Source organism: Lysinibacillus sp. G01H (assembly GCF_028872195.1).
Classification (GTDB): Bacteria; Bacillota; Bacilli; order Bacillales_A; family Planococcaceae; genus Lysinibacillus; species Lysinibacillus capsici.
Map to the genome: position 1 here is coordinate 411,306 of NZ_CP118397.1, position 18,714 is coordinate 430,019.

Genomic DNA, 18,714 nt, shown 5'->3' on the forward strand with positions numbered 1-18,714 from the left:
TTGAATAGTTAGTAAAATTTTTATTAAATCAGGAAGTGGTATATAGTTTAAAAGTAACAGGTTGCAACAGAATAAATATCTCTATTTTCGAAAAATTAGTATATTATTTTTTAGCTATTATTTCTAGTAAATTTCAGTCATTTTACTGAATTTTTATAGTATAAATCCTTTTATTTTTCCAATATTTGAAGTAAAATTCTGATTAATAGCGGGTATTAATATATTTTGTTGCCAGCTTATTTTCATTCTTGCTACAATAGGGCAATAGTCTGTTACAGGAACGGAGTAAATGATGAATATTTCAGTGATGACAGTGTCTTTTCCATTAGATGGAGAAACATTGAAAGAAGTAAAGTTATTATGTGAAGAAGCAACAGTTCAAGATTATCGAGTATATGAAACCATTATGAATGTACCAATGGCTAGCTCTTTCGAGAATAAAGGCTTTATGGTACTAGCGTATGAGGATGATAAAGATTTACTAGTTGGTGCTGCTAGTGCTATCGACTTAATGGGGCTTCATACATATGAGTGGTCATTAGTGGTGACACCTGCATATCGACAAAAGGGTATTGGAACTGCGTTAGTTGAGGGTATACAAGTAGGGCTAAAAGAAAGAGGGGCAGAGGGTCAATTAGCTGTAGTAATTGATGGTTCCCCTTATGGGCACACATTTATTGAAAACAAAGGGTTTACCTATAGTTTTTCAGAAACGACTCTAGAAACAAAAGCAGAGCCCGTTACATTGCGAGGTGATATAAATATTCAAGCCTATAACGGAGAGCAAGCTGAACTGATTACTATTTATTGTGAGGCTTTTGGGGATCTACCCGAAGAATCAGAAGAGCTTATTGCTTTTAATATATCAACAAATGGAAGAGAGCTTTGGATTGCTTACAGAGATGGTGCAGTTGTTGGAACAGTGACTACAGCTAAGGAAAATGAAATCCAGTGGGTAACAGCACTTGCTGTACATCCAAATTGTGAAGGACAAGGTATTGGGACAGCCCTTCTTTCCTTTTCAAAGGATTATGCGAGTAAGGTTGGTGCAGCGTTTGTCATGCTAGATGTAGAAGTAGACAATAAAAAAGCACTTTCTGTCTATGAAAAAGCAGGCTTTATGAAAGCACAGCAAATTGATTATTATGTAAAACAATAGAAAAAGGGTGATGAGTGGTATTTAATATTAACTCATCGCCCTTTTTTATCATAATCACCTACTATCTTCATATAATATTAATAAGCTTTAAGAAAGGAGTCGTGATCATGCGCATGCCAGCATTGCCAAAAAAGAAGTCGCCTCCAAAGGAAGCCCCTAGTTCATGGTGGAAAGTTGTTAAAGCTTATTTATCCAAAGGAAAGTTTTATAAGTTACCACCAAGAAATTAATAATGCAAAGAAAAAAGTCGCCTTTTAGCGACTTTTTAATTTTCTAATAAAAATGTTTTTTTGGATGGTCCGATTAAGTATAGCTCGTGCATGGCTCGTGTAAGAGCTACATAAAGTAACTTTCGGTCAATTGGTGTATCGTAAAATGGTATATCATAGGCAGCTACAATGACGGCATCAAATTCAAGTCCCTTAGCTAAGTGACTTGGAACAACAAGTAACATTTCTTGATTAATAGATTCATTTTCCGTTAGTAGTTGTGAAGCAATATTATTGTCTTTTAAAGCCTGTTGCATAGTAATGGCTTCTGCAGTAGTTTTGCAAATTAAAGCAATGGATCGATGGCCATTTTGACGAATGGCTTCAAAGATCTCTTTAATTTTGAAGGCATCGAATTGCTCCGCTTGAATAAAACTTGGTACGTTACCGTGACGCACAACGGGTTCTACTAAAGGTAGCTGTTCATTCATTTGTGTTAGAATTTGATTCGCGACTTCCATAATTTCAATTGTTGTTCGATAGCTTTTTTGCAAAGTGCGGAAGCTTGCACGGGGAAATAAGCTTTGGACAGGCTCCCAGGCTGTTAATGAGCGATAGCTATGGATACCTTGTGCTAAATCACCGACCATAGTGAACATATCTGTATCAAGACCTGCTTTTAAAGCAGCAAGCTGAAATAAACTGTAATCTTGGACCTCATCGATAAAGACAACACGCATCTTCCATTCATCTGCAATGCCTTTTAAACGTGCTTGTAAATAGTATAGTGCAGCTAAATCTTCGAGTGCCCATTGTTCTTTACGATGTGCCTGCAAAAATTGTTGCTGTTCAAGGTAATGCCATTCAGGGGCGAGTTCTGCTAATAGTTCTGCATCGGTGAGAAGGGAACGATAGAGTGTTTTAATATTATGTTTTGGAAAGCGACGCATATAAGCTGATGCCGTTGTCTTCGTTTCTTTTTCAATGGCAGGAATTCGTTCATCACGCTCATCAATGAATTTTGTGACAACACGTCGCCGTTTTTCATCATCTCGAATTCCATTTAAGGCTTTACCCAATGCCTCATCATACTTTTTATGGAGTGTAGCTAAAACAGCCTGTTTTTTTTGACGTACATGGCTTGCTAAGACCTTTTTAATATGCTCAAGTCGCTTTTCGATAGGCATATATGAAAATTCATATAAAAACAGCTTCTTCAGGTGGGAAGCACGCATGATACAGTATTTTTCAATATAGACATCTTCGAATTGCTCTGCGATCTTTTGTTCCAGCTTTTGTACGTAGCGTTCGATGACATCGCGATAGTAAAGTGAGCCTTTCATTTCAGCAATCCAGGCAGTAGGCTGATGACTACCTCCAGCAACGAGTAACTCTAATTGCTCATTTGGATTTTGAAGCTTAAGCTTTAACTTTGTGGCAGAAAGAACGTAGTCTGTAAAAGTAGTTTGGCATATTTTATCGACGCCAAGCTCTGGTAAAACATCGCCTATATAATCAATAAATAGCTTATTCGGTGCTAAAATCATGAGCTGTTCAGGATTAAAATGTTCACCCATTGTATAAAGGAAATAGGATATTCTGTGTAGAGCAATGGTTGTTTTTCCACTGCCAGCAGCACCTTGCACAATAATTGGTTGACGAAGATGTGCTCGAATAATTTCATTTTGTTCCTTTTGAATTGTTGAAACAATTTCAGTTAGACGAACATCAGCTTTTCCAGCCAATGCTTCTTGGAGTAGTTCATCATTTGTTGTTAGATCAATATCTCTTATATCGAGTAATTCGCCATTTTCGATCTTGTATTGCCTTTTAGCATAGAGATGTCCCTTATGAACTTCACCACGGACATCATACTCCATGTCACCAAGACGTCCATCATAATAAACATTAGCTACGGGTGAGCGCCAATCAACAATAATGGGCTCATGGGTTTCACGATGAAATAGTGATGTCTTCCCAATATAAAGGAATTCTTCTGGGTCACCGGTTTTTTGGAAATGGATTCTAGCGAAATAGGGCTTCTTGCGAACGGCCTCTAGACCTTCTTTTTGATTACGTGCCATTTCAAAAAATCTGGCATTTGTTAAGATATTTAAATAACTTAAACTCGAATCTAAGTAATCAAGATCGGCCATAGATTTACGGATATTTTCTTGAGCAGATTTTAAATCTCGTTGTGATTCGTCTAATATTTGTTGCATATAGCCCTGGGTATACGCTAACCGCTCTACTTCAGCCTGAAAATCTGGATGTTGTACAGTCATTTTTTAGCACCTCCTAGGTACTTACAATTTCAAAGTAGATTATCATACTACTATATATAATATTTACCAGCAAGTGAAAGCAAAAAGTTAATTGTGCTACTATTACATGGGGCTGGAAGGTTTTTCTTTGATAATAATAGAGGAGGTTATTGAATTTGGACATATTTGCACATAGAGGTGTTTCGATAAACTATCCAGAAAATACGATGGCTGCCTTTCAAGCAGCATCAAAGCTCCCTATAGCAGGGATAGAGCTAGATGTTCATTTAACCGCAGATAAAGAGGTAGTGGTGATTCATGATGAGACCATTGATCGTACCTCCAATGGCTCAGGCTATGTAAAAGACTTTACATTACAGCAATTACGTACATTTGATTTTGGTTCGTGGTTTTCACGGGAGTTCGGAGATGAAGTAATTCCTACGTTAGGGGAAGTGTTGGAGTTATTTGCAGGTACCAATCACCGTATCAACATTGAACTGAAAACAGACATTATTGCCTATGAAGGAATAGAAGCGCTCGTGCTCAAAGAAGTAGCAGCACAGCAAATGACAGAGCGAGTGATCATTTCATCTTTCAATCATGAATCATTGCAAACAATATCAAAAATAGCGCCCTATATAGAAAGTGCAGCATTGTTTGCAGAGGTGCTGGTGGATTTCCCAACTTACATTGCTCTTATACCCGCTAAGGCGTTACATGTAAGTTTGCCAACTTCCTTTCGTAAATCAGTTAAACTAGCTCTCGCTGAAGGCGCAACTGTCCGTGTGTATACAGTCAATGAACAACGTGATGCTCGACGTTTACAAGAGCTCGGTGTACAGGCGATATTTACAGATGATCCAGAAAAAATAGTAAGAGCCCTTAGTTAGAGAAGAAGTGGACAGCTAAGAGACAAAAGCTTCCGTGGAATCATTTGCATTTTCAAAATACCCACGGAAAGCAACGTCTTCTAGAGGGTTTTTACCATTTTGCACGATGCTCCTCAATACATCCGAGCATTTGTTGAATAACCAGTGTTTCACCATTGTCGAGTAAAATAGAACCATCGTAATAGCCAAATAGCTGATGTACCTCTGATTTAACTAGTTTGGCATTCGTTTGGGCTATACGCTCAAAAAAGGGTGAAAAGGTTAAGGAGACCTGATTGGAAAATTTAGTTTTTACTTTCCAACGCTGCATATAATCTTCGGAATCATAGTGAAATAATAAATCCTCATGTATTTTTGTCATTTTACCATCAACAAAAACAGCATTTTCAGTCATGCCTGTGCCATCTGTCCATTTACCTCCTAAATTAAGCCCGATCCGTCGTCCGCGTACTCGTTGAGAGGCCATTCCCCAATTCCATAATGCTTCACGTGGCCATACACCTCGTCCATAATCCAACACAGCAAAATTCTCCTCAGCTGAGAAATTAAACCGTCGAGTACCAATTGTGACAACACCTGATGTTGGCAATATGTGATGCTTGCCTGTGAACTGAAATGTTTTCCGATTCCAAGGAATGACTACATTTAGGGTTTCGTCAGCTGGTGGGTGCTGAATGATAAGCTTTGCTCGTAAAACATCTCCGTCAAAGTTTGGTATGGAAACAGATAGATGTGTTTCATTTTGTATATATAATAAATCAATCATCATTTCACTATTTTTAAATGAAACAGATTCTAAAACCTGTGTAGGCATTTTTAGTTTACCACCGAAGGGGATTGTGATCGTTTTTTCAAAATAGCGCTGTGTTTCATATTCAAGGAAATAAACGAAGCAGACTGCTGCGTAATCTAGATGACTAATCGTAGCTGAAAACAAGATTTCATCACCGTAGACACACCAATAGTTCCATTTCTTTTTGCGCATGAGATGGCCGCTTAAATTGCTATTAATAAGTGGTTTGCGTGCAAATCCGATGGCTGCTGGATTTAAATTACCTTTTTTGTCGCATAAAAGAGTTGGCTGTAAAATCTCTTTCTCAGCATGCTGCCTCACATTCAACATCCCTTCTGGTCATAAAATAAAATTGACATATCTTTAAACCCTATTGTAGCAAAAATGTTCTTGAAATTGGAAAGGAACATGCTGAATATAATGGATTTCAATAAGAATTATGAGGAAGGACCTAACTAATAGAAATGCTTAAATAGACATATGATGGCATGAGGAGGTTATGGTATGGCAAAAATGTATAATAGGCAGGCTGCAGTTCAATATGCTAATTTGTGGTGGAACAGACGCAATCCTGCTTTTCCAAATTTTGATGTAGATTGCACAAACTATATATCTCAGTGTTTACTTGCAGGGGGGGCACCGATGCGAGGTGCACCAAGTAGAGAGAAAGGCTGGTGGATTCAGCAAGGGAATTGGAGCTTTAGCTGGTCTGTTGCCCATTCATTACGATGGTATTTAGAAGGATCTACAACTGGATTGAAGGGAAGACGTGTTCAATATGCAGAGGAACTAGAGCTTGGAGATGTCATTTTTTATGATTTTCAAGGGAATGGGAGAATTGACCACTCCGTTATTGTTACAAGTATTCAAAATGGTATTCCTTATGTGAATGCCCATACCTCAGATAGTATTAATAGACCTTATTTTTACGAGGATTCCACCGCCTATACACCAAGCATGACCTACTTTTTCTATCATATAGATGACAGTTTTGCTTAGGAACAGGTAGTTTTAAAGCATACAAATATATGATAATGTGAAAGATAGAAGAGATAAACTCTAATATGTTGTCTTATGGTAGAAGGAGAATTGATATATGAGCGAACAAATTTTATCTGTTAGAGATGCAATTATTCAACGCCGTTCCATTAAAAAGTTTAATGGCCAGCCAGTAGAACGTGAGGATTTAATGGCTATTATTGACGATGCAGTATGGGCTCCCAACCATGGTAATCGCGAGCCGTGGCGATTAGTTATTGCCTGTGGAAAGGAATTAACAAGCCTTCATCAGCTATTACGGGACTTAACAATTCCTAAATGGCAGGAGCTTTCAAGCGAAGATTTAGCGAAGCAGATGTTGAAATTTACATTACCAGGTGGCTATGCCTTTGTTATCGTTCCAGAGGATGCGCGTCAAAAAGAACGTTTAGAAGATTATGCAGCGGCAAGTACATTTATTCAAAACATGCAGTTACTGGCATGGGATAGGGGCATAGGCTCTTGCTGGAAAACACCAGGCTTCCTAGATAACCCAAAATTCCGTGAAGCTTTAAAGGTACAGCCAGGTGAGCGTGTCATTGCTATGCTACAAGTTGGTTATTTTGATGAGGTGCCAAAAGGCAAAGAACGCAAACAAGCAGCTGATATCGTTACAATTTTTGGTGAGTAATCAAACAAAAAATCCCTTCACTTTAAAAGTGAGGGGATTTTTTTATTAATCGATATTTATTTTTGTAATTCTGAAACCTCATATAAATAATCACTCAGAACACGTAAGCCTTTATCAAAGTTTTCTAAATGGAAGTGTTCATTTGGGGCATGGAAGTTTTCACTTGATAGACCGAAGCCCATTAACACTACAGGTAATTCTAAAATTTCATCAAACGCAGCGACGATAGGGATGGATCCACCGCCTCGTGTGTATGCTGTTGGTACATTATACACTTTTTCATAAGAGCGTCCAGCAGCCTGGATAAATGGATGATCGAAAGGCGTTAGGAATGGACGGCCTTTATCGAATTCAGAAATGCTGATTTCCACACCAGCAGGTTTGTGCTTTTCAACATGTGCTTTTAAAAGTGCTACAATTTCATCTGGCTCTTGATTTGGTACAAGGCGGCATGTGATTTTAGCGCCAGCTTCAGCGGGTAGTACTGTTTTGATGCCTTCACCTGAGAAACCACCAAATACACCGTTAACCTCTAGGGTTGGGCGTGCCCAAGTACGTTCTAAATAAGAATATCCTTGTTCACCGAATAATTCTTTTACGCCAACTTCCTGTTTAACAGATTCTTCATCGAAGCCAAGCGCAAGATAAGCCTCACGTTCCTCTTCTGTTAATGGCAACACTTTGTCGTAGAAACCTTCAACTTGAATCGTACCATGCTCATCACGGAAGGATGCTAAAATTTCAGCTAATGCATGAATAGCATTTTGTACGCCACCACCATAAAGACCGGAGTGTAAATCTCCCTTAGCTCCACGCACATCAATTTGAATGCCCGTTAAGCCTCGTAAACCATAGCATACCGCAGGCTTCCCAGGACCATAAAGACCTGTATCGGAAATTAAAATTAAATCGGCGGCTAGTTTTTCTTTATTTTGCTCAACATAGGCAGGTAGATGTGGACTACCAATTTCTTCTTCACCTTCATAAATGAATTTAACATTAACTGGTAATGTCCCTGTTGTAGCAAACAATGCCTCAATCATTTTTAAGTGCATAAAGACTTGTCCTTTATCATCACTTGCACCACGAGCAAATAATTTATTGTCTCGAATTGTAGGATTGAAAGGCTCACTGTCCCATAAATTTAATGGATCAACAGGTTGAACATCATAATGACCATAAAATAAAATAGTTGGTTTACCTTCAGCATGTAGCCAGTCTGCATAAACAACAGGGTGCCCAGCTGTTTGTGTAATGGAGATATTTTCAAGATTTAGTTTTTCAAACGCACTGGCTAGCCACTCAGCTGCATGTTGAATATCCTCTTTATGCTCGGATAAAGAACTGATACTTGGAATACGTAAAAATTCATTCAGTTCATTTAAATGTGCCTCACGATGTTCTGCAAAGTAAGCATCAATTTGCTGTAAATTAGTCATTTAGCATCCTTCTTTCTAATATTTCGATAATAGAAATAGTATAGCATAATTTGCTTTTAGGAAACTTAAATTGTCTTGAAAGATTACACATAGCACCTACAAAATAAACCACAAGTGCTAAATAGCAATTGTGGTTGAGTATTACTTGAGTGGGTTATAAATTTTTTCAGTGAAGTGTTCAGATACAACAGCCAGATCGCTTCGTACTATTAACAGCTAGAATGCATCACTAAAATGCGCTAGCTATCAGGCAAGTCTATTCAAAGCCTCATTAGTGAGCAGTATAACCACCATCAACAAGAAGGGTTGTACCATTAACAAAGCTTGCGTCATCGCTAGCTAAGAAGAGAACGGCTTTAGCTATTTCTTCTGGTTTACCAAGTCGACCTTGTGGGTGAAGGGAAGCTAAATATTCTTTCTTCTGAGCATCGACCTCAGCTAATAGGGGAGTGTCGATATAGCCAGGACACACTGCATTTACACGAATACCGTGTTTAGCGTAAGCAGTACATAGGTTTTGTGTTAATAATTTAACGCCACCTTTTGCAGATGAGTAGGCTGTAGGGTTTGGTAAGGCAACGAAGCTATGAATGGAACCAGCGTTAACAATGACGCCGCCTGTTCCTTGAGCAAGGAATTGTTCAATGGCGTATTTATCAGAAAGAAATACACCTGATAAATTAATATCAATTGTTCTTTTCCATTTTTCAAAAGAAAGCTCGTGTGCTGGTGCATCGTCAGCTACGCCTGCATTTGCATACATAATATCAAGTTTACCGTATTTAGTAACGGTTTCCTTTATCAGGTTTTGAATGTCCGCTTCATTTGTTACATCTGTTTTCACGAAGAGTGTATCAAAACCATTGTTATTTAATTCTTCAGAAACGCTTTGTCCACGATCAGAAAAATCGGCAATAACGACTTTAGCTCCTTCTTCAACAAAGAGACGAACTGTGGCTTCACCAATCCCACTAGCTCCACCTGTAACAATTGCTACTTTATCTTTTAGTTTCATATAAATGACCACCTTTAGTAATGTTATTTTGCTGTTGCACCGCCATCAATAACGAATTCTGCACCTGTTGAAAAGGAAGATTCATCAGAAGCTAAAAATAATACAGTTTGCGCTACTTCCTTTACAGAGCCTAAACGTCCTAATGGGAATAAGTTTTTACCTAATTCATCTTTTGAGCTTCCTGTTGTTGCTGATGCATAGTCTGCCATACCTGTATCAATGTAGCCGGGATGAATGGAGTTGACACGTACGCCGTATGGAGCATACTCCATAGCAGCATCTTTTGTCATAATGCGAACAGCCCCTTTACTCGCGCCGTATAATACGTGACCAGCTGCCCCTGTTAAGCCTGCAATAGAGGAAGCATTAATAACAGAACCATTATGTTGCTTTGTCATAAGCGGCATAATATGCTTCATACCTAAGAACACACCTGTCACATTGATGGACATTAAGCGGTTCCAGTCAGAAAGCTCGATTTCTGCAAGAGGTTTTATGATATAGATACCTGCATTATTGAAAAGAATATCCACTTTATTAAATGTTTTTATTGATTCATCTGCTACCTTTTTCCAGTCTTCTTCATTACTTACATCGTGGTGGAAAAATACTGCCTCACCGCCGATAGTTTGAATATCACGGACTGTTTCGTTCCCAGATTGTTCATTTATATCAGTAATAACTATTTTTGCTCCCTCTTTAGCAAATAATAATGCAGTTTCTTTCCCGATTCCTGTACCTCCACCTGTAATAATGGCCACTTTGTTTTCTAATCTCATTTCAAGCACGCACCTTTCATTTTTTCGGTTATATGGTTGCCTGAGGATTCAAAAGTATTCGCATTGTCTAGCGATACCTTCATCTTACTCCTTTCAATTTGAAATACTATCCTATAAGATGCTGTATAATATAGTGAATGAATATCCTCCATTTATAGGGGTATTTTTAGTGTGAAGGAGAAGAATTTCCTATGACGCATCCATTTCAATCAATTGAAGAAGTAACAATTCAAGAGTTTGTGTTGTTTATTAAAATTCATCATAAGCAAATTGAAGAGAATACAATTATTTACCTTAATCTAGAACCTTCTATAACTGGGGTAGATCGAAAAAGAGCAGCAATGCTATTAGATTCATTTTTGCGTTTAATGACACATGCAAATATCGATGAACTAAATAATGATGATAAGTATTTTTTTAACACTTGGCTTCAATCACAGTTGTCCATTATTGATAGGAAGAGCTTTAATTTATTTCAATTAATTTTTGAGAAATCATTGATTACTTTTATGATTCAACAGAAGAGTAGTCGAACGAACGCCATCTTCATGTATGTATTATCGACATTTACATTACTTGTAGAGCTATACTATGGCTGTGAGGGAGATAACCAAACTGGTAACATAACTACTGAAAATCAAAAAATTAGGCATCTACAGCTATTAGATAGGCTTGATAAATTGCTCATTAGTTCTTCAGGTTATCAGGATTTAGCCCTTATTTTAAAAAAATGTGAAGAGTATTTTAGTTATAAAAGATGTGTATTTTACGCATATGTCCCATGGTCCAATCAATTTTATGGAGTTATTGGCGCAGAGCTACCTAAGGTGCAAAGCATGAAAGGGGAGTTGACTGGAGAAAACACGATACTTAGTTCAAGAAAACCCATTTATTTAAAAAATCCTAAAAATTACGTGAAAGAAGAGCATATCCAATTATTTAATTTATCCTCGATTATTTTTATTCCCATTTTGTGTGAAGATCAATTATTTGGATGGCTAACATTTGATCAACTAGGGGAGGAATTTGATTGTACAAAGGAAGAATTAACACTCCTTGAGGAAGTAGGGAAGCGTTTAGGTTTATTTTTATCACGTAAGGGCGAAAAGGTAGAAAAGAATACAGTGCTTCATTTAACTGACAGGGAATCGATGATACTTGGCCTGCTTGCCGAAGGATATGATAATAAAAAAATTGCTGGTTTATTATTTTTAAGTGAGCATACTGTCAGGGATTATGTAAGCAGTCTGATGACAAAGCTCAAAGCAAAGAATCGAACACAGGTCGTTGCCTCAGCCTTTCGTCTAGGGCTGCTAAGCTAACACACCAATGCACTTCTATTAGGAGTGCATTTTTTGTTTCTTCAAATGCTAATTAATATTCAGACAATAAATACTATTAAAAATATAGTTTAATTAATAGATAACTATTGTCATCAAAAGCTTTTTTGAAGGGAAAGCAGTATAGTAGTAAAACAATTTTTACGAATATTACAAGTGAAAGCGATTAAGCTTACACGATTGTAATGAAATTGAAAGCCAATGCGATAGAGTGTAATACATTATTTTGCGAGAATGTGTATAGAAGCAAGAACAAGAAGCGGAGGCATACACAATGAATGAAAAATTAGAAGGCGTATACGAGGAATACAATCGTTATATATATCATTTATGTTTAAAACTAACTCGCAATAATATAGAAGCGGAAGACTTAATGCAAGAAGTTTGGGTTAAGGTTGTACGCTATGAAGATAGCGTGGCCGAAGTAGAGCATATTAAAGCTTGGCTGACAACTATTACAATGAATACATTTAGAGATCGCTATCGTAAAAAAGTACGACGTAGCAAGTATATGATGAACCAACCTGAAACATTAGACGTACCGATTCTAGATTTGGTTCCCAATAACGATATTTCTACAGAAGAAAAAATTGAAAAGGACATTGTGACAAAACTAGTCCAAGATAAAATGGAGCAATTAGATGCCATTTATAGAAAGACTTTATGGTATTTCTACATAGACCAATATTCACTTGCAGAAATCTCTACAATTATGAAAGTTTCCATTGGTACTGTGAAATCTCGTTTATTCCGTGCAAAGGCTCGATTAAAAGAAATGCTCATGTCAGATACAGCTATAGTGGAATCTGTGCTACCAGCTTAATAAAGCAGATTGGTCGCACATCACGGTACTTAGACGGAAGTATTTGGTCGACTAATCAAAAAAGATGCATTCGCAAATAATTGCAAATGCATCTTTTTATTGTGCTTCAATCTGGCCGATTTGTCTCCACATCCAATAAACATTTAGAAAAAATAGTTCGTAAGGTTTGCAGTTCCTCCGCTGTTAGCATACCAAACATATTATTAATGATTTCACTCACTTGTTGACGAGATTCCTTTAATATGTTTTCACCGTCAGCCGTAATGACTAGTTGAGAAGCACGGCGGTCTGTGGCATGCTGTGTTTTTTCAATAAAGCCACCATTTATCAGCTTGGTTGTTAAAACAGTGACGCCACCAGTAGTTACTTTTAACCGCTCAGCAATAGCAGAAGGGCGTTTTGGGCCCTCCTGCGATAAGTAGTCTAAAATTAAAATATGGGATTTTGAAAAGCCGAGTACATTATGATTATTCCACTCGTTTGCCCACTTACGCTCAATAGATGAAACGACTTCAAACAACGAGGTAATGGCTTTTTGTTTTTCTTGGTCCATAGAAGGTCATCTCCAAAACTGTTTTAACTTTCTTGTGCCAATCTTGTCATCGCATTTAATTCGTAAGCACGTACTTTACGTGGGATAAAACGACGGATGTCCATCTCATTGTAACCAACTTGAATACGTTTTTCATCTATTATAATAGGGCTTCGCAACATTCTTGGGTGTGCCTGAATGATAGCAAATAGCTCTTGAATAGAAAGTTGGTCGATGTCGATATTTAAGTTTTTAAAGTCATTTGAGTTTGTTGCAATGATTTCATCTGTGCCATCTTCAGTCATGCTTAGAATTTCTTTGAATTCTGCAAGTGTAAGTGGGTGAGATGTAATACGTTTTTCTTTATATTCTATGTTGTGATCTTTTAACCATTTAAGTGCTTTTCTGGATGAAGAACAGCTCGCTTGTGAGTAAATTGTAACTGTCATTCTTCATTCCTCGCTTTCTTTTTTAGATTATATTTTACAAATAGCTTATTAGTAAGTTAATAGTTTATATATATATCTTACTAGTAAGCTATATATAAATCAATAGTTAATTGAAAAAATTTCTCAATCGTATTATTATTTTTTCAGTTATATTAAAATATACGAAGATAAGCGTAAAAAGTTTCGTTTATTCAGCTTACAATGATGTAAGTTTATGTTAACTTTTTAGAATTGGTCTTTTTAAGCATAAAATCGATGATGAGTTAATAGGGACTACTAGAATTCTAAATTGTCTCGTAGGAGAGAGTTAGTTGGAAGTAGGAGTAAAATTGTTAGTCCACTGATTATAGTATGTTTAAATGAGGCTATTTATACATCGAAGTTAAAAAATTTAAAAGAGCAGCCCCATAACATGTTGGGGCTGCCCTTGAAATAATTAGTCTTGGCCTTGTTGTCCAGAAGTAAACCAATCTTGAACATTCCAGACTTTTGTTACGAGTCCTTCATAGAAATCAGGTTCGTGACTTACTAGCACAATGGTACCTTTAAATTCTTTCATGGCACGTTTTAATTCATTTTTTGCATCTACATCTAAATGGTTTGTCGGTTCGTCGAAGAGAAGCCAGTTAGCTTCCTCCATCATTAATTTACATAAACGCACTTTGGCTTGCTCGCCACCAGATAATGAATTAAGCGGACGTGTAATATGGTCAGTTTTTAGGCCAGCTCTTGCTAAAGCTGCACGTACTTGGGCTTGTTCCATAGAAGGGAAAGCATTCCAAACATCATCAATTGGCGTGATTTTCTCAGCTTTTACTTCCTGTTCAAAATAGGAAGGATATAGGTAGTCTCCGCGGACTACTTTCCCACCAAGCGCATTAATTTTACCTAACATTGTTTTTAATAATGTGGATTTACCCACACCATTCATACCGACTAAAGCAATTTTTTCTCCTCGTTCAATCGCAAAAGATAGTGGAGGAAGTAATGGCTTGTCTTTATCGTAACCAATCACTAAGTTCTCAGCCTCTACAACGTAGCGGCTAGATGAACGGGCTTCTTTAAAACCGAATTCTGGTTTTACAGCTGTTTCTGGGCGATCAATTCGCTCTAAACGATCAAGTTGCTTAGCACGTGATTTTGCACGACCAGTAGTGGAGTAACGTGCCTTGTTTTTAGCTATAAAATCTTCTTGCTTCTTAATGAATTCCTGTTGCTTTTCATAGGCTTCAATATGCTGACGTTTATTGATTTCAGCAAGCTCAAGGAATTTTTCGTATGTTGCAGTATAACGAGTTAATTTTGAAAATTCCAATTGGAAGATGACATCCACTGTTTCGTTCATAAATTCTGTATCATGTGAGATTAGAAGGAAAGCATATGGATAGTTCTTTAAATAAATTTTCAACCAAGTAATATGTTCCTCATCAAGATAGTTCGTCGGCTCATCTAGTAAAAGTACTTTAGGTTTTTCTAATAAAAGCTTAGCGAGGAGTACCTTTGTGCGCTGTCCACCAGAAAGAGCAGCTACATCACGCTCTAAGCCAATGGCATCAAGTCCAAGTCCACGTGCCACCTCTTCAATTTTCATATCTAATGTATAAAAATCTCCTGCATCTAATGCATCTTGTACTTCTGCCATTTGTTCTAAAAGTACTTCTAATTCTTCAGGCGTTGCGTCTGCCATCTTGCCTGTAATTTCATTCAGCTCTTCTTCTTTTTTATATAATGGTAAAAAGGCATCGCGTAACACTTCACGCATTGTTCTACCAGCCGTTAGTACGGTATGTTGGTCTAGATAACCATAGTGCGTACCAGGCAACCACTCAACTTTTCCTGTATCGTGGATCGTTTGACCTGTAATGATGCCCATTAATGTAGACTTACCAACACCATTAGCTCCTACAAGTCCAATATGATCACCTTCCACTAAGCGAAACGATACATCTTTAAAGAGTGTACGATCACCGAAAGAATGACCTAAATTTTCTACTGTTAATATTGCCATTTCTGTTCCTCCAACTATCTTTCTTGTTTACATTTTATAGTTCTGCAAGCTGCTTGTTAAGTTCTGCTAATTGAGCTTCCATATTCGCAAGACGTTGCTCTGCCTTAGCTACCTGATCGTTGTGCCCAGTAGACTCCAACTTTTCTATATCACCTTGTAAATTCATATAGTCCATTTTTAACTCTCTAATTTGGTATTCAATATCACTTTTTGTTGGCATGAAGACTACTCCTTTTGAGACTATTTTTATAGTGAATGCGTGTAAAAGCGATGGAGGTTTTAAGAATCCCCCACCGCTTATTCTTTAAAATCAATCGGGTACTTGTTGAATTTACTTATGTCCAACTTCTGTAAGAGGTGTTGGAGTGAAAAATTCTTATATATTGTATCATAATCATCTTGGAAGTAGCACTAAGTAGAAGCGATATTATGACGATCATAAGCAAAATCTAAGAGTAATGCTTGAAGTGTTTCATTATTATCAGCAAGATTGAGTTGTCGCTGTTTTCTCACTGCTCGTTCACTGCGAGCTTCGTGTAAAAGAAATTCCATGACAGCATTTTGGATTTGTGATTGCTTCATTTTTCGACCAAGTCCTAGATGGATAAAGCCATTATGCTCACGAGGGAAAGCATGTAAAAGCTCAGCTTCAGTTTGCGCAAGTGTAATGCATGGCACGCCAAAAGAGGCAATCTTATAAGGTGTATAGTTAGCATTACAAATAATGACATCTGCTTTAGGTAGTAGTTTGAGGAGTGCATTTTTATCTCGAAGAATAGCAGTATTGCGACGACTAAGTACCATCATTTGCAAGTCATCCGTTGCATGGCGATAGCTTTCGTCAATCATAACTGTAATTTGTAGTGGTATTTGTAGTTGAGTTAGGTGTCGAAGTGTTCGATACGTTAAATTATGCTCGTCCCCATCCTCGAAAGCGACAACGATATGAGGCGGATTTTCAGGTGTTTTACTATCAGATATATTATCGAAATGCTGATAAGCATCTGGCAGGGCAAAAACAAAGCTTCCACCAATATAATGTGCTGGTAAATAATCTTTCACTTCTTGATAGAGTGCTAGTAGTACACAATCACAGGCTTGGCCACCTTCACCAAAATCATCAAAATGAATAATTGTTTTGCAGAAAGGTCGTAATTCTTCTACTTGCCAGCCTTCAGAATTTCGCCCATCTCTAACAATTAAATCAGGTTGAAGTCCTTTGATTTGCTTAGGTAATTCGTTAAAGTGATCAAATAGAATAGGAGAAACTCCTTCATTCATTAAAATTTGGATTCCGTCATTTGAAGGAGTCTTTACAAAGATAAAAACCTTCTCATTCGAAAGTAGTTTAGCTAATGTTGAAACCCGTTCAAAAGGATACAGCCCTTTATCAATACAGCTTTCAATAATGAAAACAATCGTTTTTTTTGGTTCAATTGCGTGTGTTTCGTTTTGCAAATGTATCCCATCCTTTCCTCTGTCTCTTTAAATTATGGCGAAGAAAGAGCAAGTATGTGTAAAATTTAGGATTTGCTCATGAATGTCTCTAGAGGAATCTTCTAAAATAGCTATCTTTAAACAGTTTTAATCACCAAAAAATGGTCGATATATATAGAAAGGCGAATTGTAGAAATATACATAACAACTGGAAGGTCTTTATCTTGGTTCAGAAAAATCTCTTTACAAATGGAGATGATGGCATGTTTTGCTTAACTCCGATGTGTCAAGATAAGGTCAACGCAGGGTGTCAAGAATTTGAAGGCGAGCTTTTAGAGTGAGCCGTAATTGATATACTATCAATAAGTAGAAGGACGGGAGAAAAAATGAGTATGCGTGCAGCGATTGTTGTAGGGGCGACTGGTTTAACCGGCTCCGCTCTAGTTGAACAATTATGTGAAAATGATGAGTATATTTCAGTAACAGTTATTGCACGAAGAAAGCTAACTTATATGCATCCAAAGTTAGAAGTGAAAATTCGTGATTTTGATAGAATAGAAGAAAACGATATAGGATTTGCTCATGAATTGTATTGTTGCTTAGGTACAACCATTAAAAAGGCAGGCTCTCGTGAAATGTTTGAAAAGGTAGATTTTGAATACCCGTTAGCAATTGCATCTTTAGCAAAAAAACGGGGAATCCCTCATTTTCTTGTGATTACGGCAATGGGAGCTAATGAGAATTCTCCATTTTACTATAATCGAGTTAAAGGCAAACTTGAGCGTGATTTAGAGGAACTAGGCTTACAAAGACTTTCCATTATTCGCCCCTCACTCTTAGTAGGGAACCGTGATGAATTTCGATTAGGAGAAAAGGCAGGAGAAAAATTATTAAAGCTTGCACAGCCTTTATTAATTGGACCTTTAAAACGTTCTAGAGCAATTGAAGCTACACAAGTGGCAAAGGCTATGATTATTATTGCCCTATATGGTAAACAACAGCCAGTCACTATTTATCCATCAGATGAGTTAGCAACATTAGATTATCCGGAAGTACCAGAAGAGGACATTTCAAGAGAAACATTATTTAATTGGGATAAGCTGAATGAAGGCGAGAAAGTTAATCGGGAGGTTGTCATTAATCGAGATAAATATAAACTTGAGGAAACGGTCATTGATAAGGAAGTCCATTTCCGACAACGTGATCAGGATAATTAATTTAGGGATTAAATTCTCGTTCCGTCTAAAGACTGAATTTATATCAATTGTCATGACAATCCTTTCCGAGCCACTTTTCATTTGTTACAATATTATTGTAGAAGATGAATGTGGAGGCAAAGTAAAGATGAAAATTTTACTCGTAGATGGCACGATGTTTGGTCGTAAAACTGGTGCTATTTTAGAGCAAGTGGAGCAATATATTAAAGAATTAGATGCTAGTTTCGAGTTAGAAATGATGCATTTTAGTCAATATAAGCATCAAATTGTGGATGGTTCTCCATTAAATGATGATATGAAAAAAATGATTCAACAATTTGAGGAGGCAGACGCTTACATTATTGCAACGCCTATTTTCCAAGCGTCTATTCCAGGCGTTTTGAAAAATGCCTTTGACTTCTTACACCCTAAAACAATGCGCTATAAGCCCGTATCCATTGTTGCAAATGGAGGCACATATCAGCATCACCTTGTAGTCGAAAATCAGCTAAAACCTATTTTAGACTACTTCCGAGCGCTTGTTACGCCAAACTATGTGTATACACATACATCACATTTTGATGCAGATAATAATATTGTAGACGCAGACGTTCATAGTCGTTTACGTGAATTAGCTCGTGTATTTGTTCAATACTGTGAAATGAGCAAGAACTTGCCCAAAGAAACAATTGACCAACATTAAGATAGC

18 protein-coding genes are annotated in these 18,714 nt (G+C 37.2%); 8 read left to right on the forward strand and 10 right to left on the reverse strand.

Annotation, left to right across the window (positions count from 1 at the left end; translation table 11 throughout):
- Positions 1-289: 289 nt before the first annotated feature.
- Positions 290-1,159, forward strand: a complete 870-nt coding sequence (locus tag PSR12_RS01990; protein WP_274771354.1) for a GNAT family N-acetyltransferase — start codon at positions 290-292, stop codon at positions 1,157-1,159.
- 265 nt (positions 1,160-1,424) lie between these two features.
- Here the strand turns inward: PSR12_RS01990 and helD are convergent, their stop codons facing one another.
- Positions 1,425-3,653 carry an RNA polymerase recycling motor HelD gene (gene helD, locus PSR12_RS01995; RefSeq protein ID WP_274771356.1) on the reverse strand — a complete coding sequence of 743 codons (2,229 nt, stop codon included), beginning with the start codon at positions 3,651-3,653 and terminating at the stop codon, positions 1,425-1,427.
- 155 nt (positions 3,654-3,808) lie between these two features.
- Here helD and PSR12_RS02000 point away from each other — a divergent pair, with 155 nt between their 5' ends.
- Positions 3,809-4,525: a glycerophosphodiester phosphodiesterase gene (locus PSR12_RS02000; RefSeq protein ID WP_257521055.1), complete on the forward strand. Its 717-nt coding sequence runs from the start codon at positions 3,809-3,811 to the stop codon at positions 4,523-4,525.
- 91 nt (positions 4,526-4,616) lie between these two features.
- On the opposite strand, the gene PSR12_RS02005 is transcribed toward PSR12_RS02000, so the two are convergent.
- Complete coding sequence (locus PSR12_RS02005) at positions 4,617-5,639, reverse strand: DUF2804 domain-containing protein (RefSeq protein ID WP_004229659.1); 1,023 nt, start codon at positions 5,637-5,639, stop codon at positions 4,617-4,619.
- Between the two features lie 183 nt (positions 5,640-5,822).
- On the opposite strand from PSR12_RS02005, the gene PSR12_RS02010 reads away from it, so the two are divergent.
- Together PSR12_RS02010 and PSR12_RS02015 are read left to right on the forward strand one after the other, a co-directional pair.
- Positions 5,823-6,317: an amidase domain-containing protein gene (locus PSR12_RS02010; protein ID WP_004229655.1), complete on the forward strand. Its 495-nt coding sequence runs from the start codon at positions 5,823-5,825 to the stop codon at positions 6,315-6,317.
- 97 nt (positions 6,318-6,414) lie between these two features.
- The gene (locus tag PSR12_RS02015) at positions 6,415-6,987 is read left to right on the forward strand and encodes a nitroreductase family protein (RefSeq protein WP_221679095.1); all 573 of its coding nucleotides are present in this window, start codon (positions 6,415-6,417) and stop codon (positions 6,985-6,987) included.
- A 56-nt stretch (positions 6,988-7,043) separates the two neighbouring features.
- Here PSR12_RS02015 and PSR12_RS02020 read toward each other — a convergent pair whose 3' ends face one another.
- The 3 genes from PSR12_RS02020 to PSR12_RS02030 form a co-directional block, all read right to left on the reverse strand.
- A complete protein-coding gene (locus tag PSR12_RS02020; RefSeq protein ID WP_257521056.1) occupies positions 7,044-8,426 on the reverse strand; it encodes a dipeptidase in 1,383 nt (460 codons plus the stop codon).
- 271 nt (positions 8,427-8,697) lie between these two features.
- Positions 8,698-9,441 carry an SDR family NAD(P)-dependent oxidoreductase gene (locus PSR12_RS02025; protein ID WP_274771360.1) on the reverse strand — a complete coding sequence of 248 codons (744 nt, stop codon included), beginning with the start codon at positions 9,439-9,441 and terminating at the stop codon, positions 8,698-8,700.
- A 23-nt stretch (positions 9,442-9,464) separates the two neighbouring features.
- On the reverse strand, positions 9,465-10,220 hold the full coding sequence (locus PSR12_RS02030) for an SDR family NAD(P)-dependent oxidoreductase (RefSeq protein ID WP_274771362.1): 756 nt from the start codon (positions 10,218-10,220) through the stop codon (positions 9,465-9,467).
- A 191-nt stretch (positions 10,221-10,411) separates the two neighbouring features.
- Between PSR12_RS02030 and PSR12_RS02035 the strand changes: the two genes are divergently transcribed.
- Both PSR12_RS02035 and PSR12_RS02040 read left to right on the forward strand, forming a co-directional pair.
- Positions 10,412-11,542, forward strand: a complete 1,131-nt coding sequence (locus PSR12_RS02035; protein WP_274771363.1) for a LuxR C-terminal-related transcriptional regulator — start codon at positions 10,412-10,414, stop codon at positions 11,540-11,542.
- Between the two features lie 292 nt (positions 11,543-11,834).
- On the forward strand, positions 11,835-12,383 hold the full coding sequence (locus PSR12_RS02040) for an RNA polymerase sigma factor (protein ID WP_036078118.1): 549 nt from the start codon (positions 11,835-11,837) through the stop codon (positions 12,381-12,383).
- A 106-nt stretch (positions 12,384-12,489) separates the two neighbouring features.
- Here PSR12_RS02040 and PSR12_RS02045 read toward each other — a convergent pair whose 3' ends face one another.
- The 5 genes from PSR12_RS02045 to PSR12_RS02065 form a co-directional block, all read right to left on the reverse strand.
- Positions 12,490-12,936: a MarR family winged helix-turn-helix transcriptional regulator gene (locus tag PSR12_RS02045; RefSeq protein ID WP_009371643.1), complete on the reverse strand. Its 447-nt coding sequence runs from the start codon at positions 12,934-12,936 to the stop codon at positions 12,490-12,492.
- Between the two features lie 23 nt (positions 12,937-12,959).
- The gene (gene spx, locus PSR12_RS02050; RefSeq protein WP_004225558.1) at positions 12,960-13,364 is read right to left on the reverse strand and encodes a transcriptional regulator Spx; all 405 of its coding nucleotides are present in this window, start codon (positions 13,362-13,364) and stop codon (positions 12,960-12,962) included.
- Positions 13,365-13,800: 436 nt separating this feature from the next.
- Positions 13,801-15,372 carry an ABC-F family ATP-binding cassette domain-containing protein gene (locus tag PSR12_RS02055; protein ID WP_004225557.1) on the reverse strand — a complete coding sequence of 524 codons (1,572 nt, stop codon included), beginning with the start codon at positions 15,370-15,372 and terminating at the stop codon, positions 13,801-13,803.
- A 34-nt stretch (positions 15,373-15,406) separates the two neighbouring features.
- Positions 15,407-15,592: an SE1832 family protein gene (locus PSR12_RS02060; protein ID WP_004225556.1), complete on the reverse strand. Its 186-nt coding sequence runs from the start codon at positions 15,590-15,592 to the stop codon at positions 15,407-15,409.
- Positions 15,593-15,783: 191 nt separating this feature from the next.
- Positions 15,784-16,830, reverse strand: coding sequence for a PseG/SpsG family protein (locus PSR12_RS02065; protein ID WP_221679098.1), 1,047 nt, complete (start codon positions 16,828-16,830; stop codon positions 15,784-15,786).
- A gap of 365 nt (positions 16,831-17,195) precedes the next feature.
- Between PSR12_RS02065 and PSR12_RS02070 the strand changes: the two genes are divergently transcribed.
- Together PSR12_RS02070 and PSR12_RS02075 are read left to right on the forward strand one after the other, a co-directional pair.
- Complete coding sequence (locus PSR12_RS02070) at positions 17,196-18,026, forward strand: oxidoreductase (protein WP_221679099.1); 831 nt, start codon at positions 17,196-17,198, stop codon at positions 18,024-18,026.
- A 127-nt stretch (positions 18,027-18,153) separates the two neighbouring features.
- Positions 18,154-18,708: an NADPH-dependent FMN reductase gene (locus PSR12_RS02075; RefSeq protein ID WP_221679100.1), complete on the forward strand. Its 555-nt coding sequence runs from the start codon at positions 18,154-18,156 to the stop codon at positions 18,706-18,708.
- Positions 18,709-18,714 lie beyond the last annotated feature (6 nt).

Bases quoted from the DNA above. Each gene is read 5' to 3' on its own strand.
- PSR12_RS01990 (WP_274771354.1), top strand. From the start codon at position 290: ATGATGAATATTTCAGTGATGACAGTGTCTTTTCCATTAGATGGAGAA.
- helD (WP_274771356.1), bottom strand. From the start codon at position 3,653: ATGACTGTACAACATCCAGATTTTCAGGCTGAAGTAGAGCGGTTAGCG.
- PSR12_RS02010 (WP_004229655.1), top strand. From the start codon at position 5,823: ATGGCAAAAATGTATAATAGGCAGGCTGCAGTTCAATATGCTAATTTG.
- PSR12_RS02015 (WP_221679095.1), top strand. From the start codon at position 6,415: ATGAGCGAACAAATTTTATCTGTTAGAGATGCAATTATTCAACGCCGT.
- PSR12_RS02020 (WP_257521056.1), bottom strand. From the start codon at position 8,426: ATGACTAATTTACAGCAAATTGATGCTTACTTTGCAGAACATCGTGAG.
- PSR12_RS02025 (WP_274771360.1), bottom strand. From the start codon at position 9,441: ATGAAACTAAAAGATAAAGTAGCAATTGTTACAGGTGGAGCTAGTGGG.
- PSR12_RS02030 (WP_274771362.1), bottom strand. From the start codon at position 10,220: ATGAGATTAGAAAACAAAGTGGCCATTATTACAGGTGGAGGTACAGGA.
- PSR12_RS02035 (WP_274771363.1), top strand. From the start codon at position 10,412: ATGACGCATCCATTTCAATCAATTGAAGAAGTAACAATTCAAGAGTTT.
- PSR12_RS02040 (WP_036078118.1), top strand. From the start codon at position 11,835: ATGAATGAAAAATTAGAAGGCGTATACGAGGAATACAATCGTTATATA.
- PSR12_RS02045 (WP_009371643.1), bottom strand. From the start codon at position 12,936: ATGGACCAAGAAAAACAAAAAGCCATTACCTCGTTGTTTGAAGTCGTT.
- spx (WP_004225558.1), bottom strand. From the start codon at position 13,364: ATGACAGTTACAATTTACTCACAAGCGAGCTGTTCTTCATCCAGAAAA.
- PSR12_RS02055 (WP_004225557.1), bottom strand. From the start codon at position 15,372: ATGGCAATATTAACAGTAGAAAATTTAGGTCATTCTTTCGGTGATCGT.
- PSR12_RS02060 (WP_004225556.1), bottom strand. From the start codon at position 15,592: ATGCCAACAAAAAGTGATATTGAATACCAAATTAGAGAGTTAAAAATG.
- PSR12_RS02070 (WP_221679099.1), top strand. From the start codon at position 17,196: ATGAGTATGCGTGCAGCGATTGTTGTAGGGGCGACTGGTTTAACCGGC.
- PSR12_RS02075 (WP_221679100.1), top strand. From the start codon at position 18,154: ATGAAAATTTTACTCGTAGATGGCACGATGTTTGGTCGTAAAACTGGT.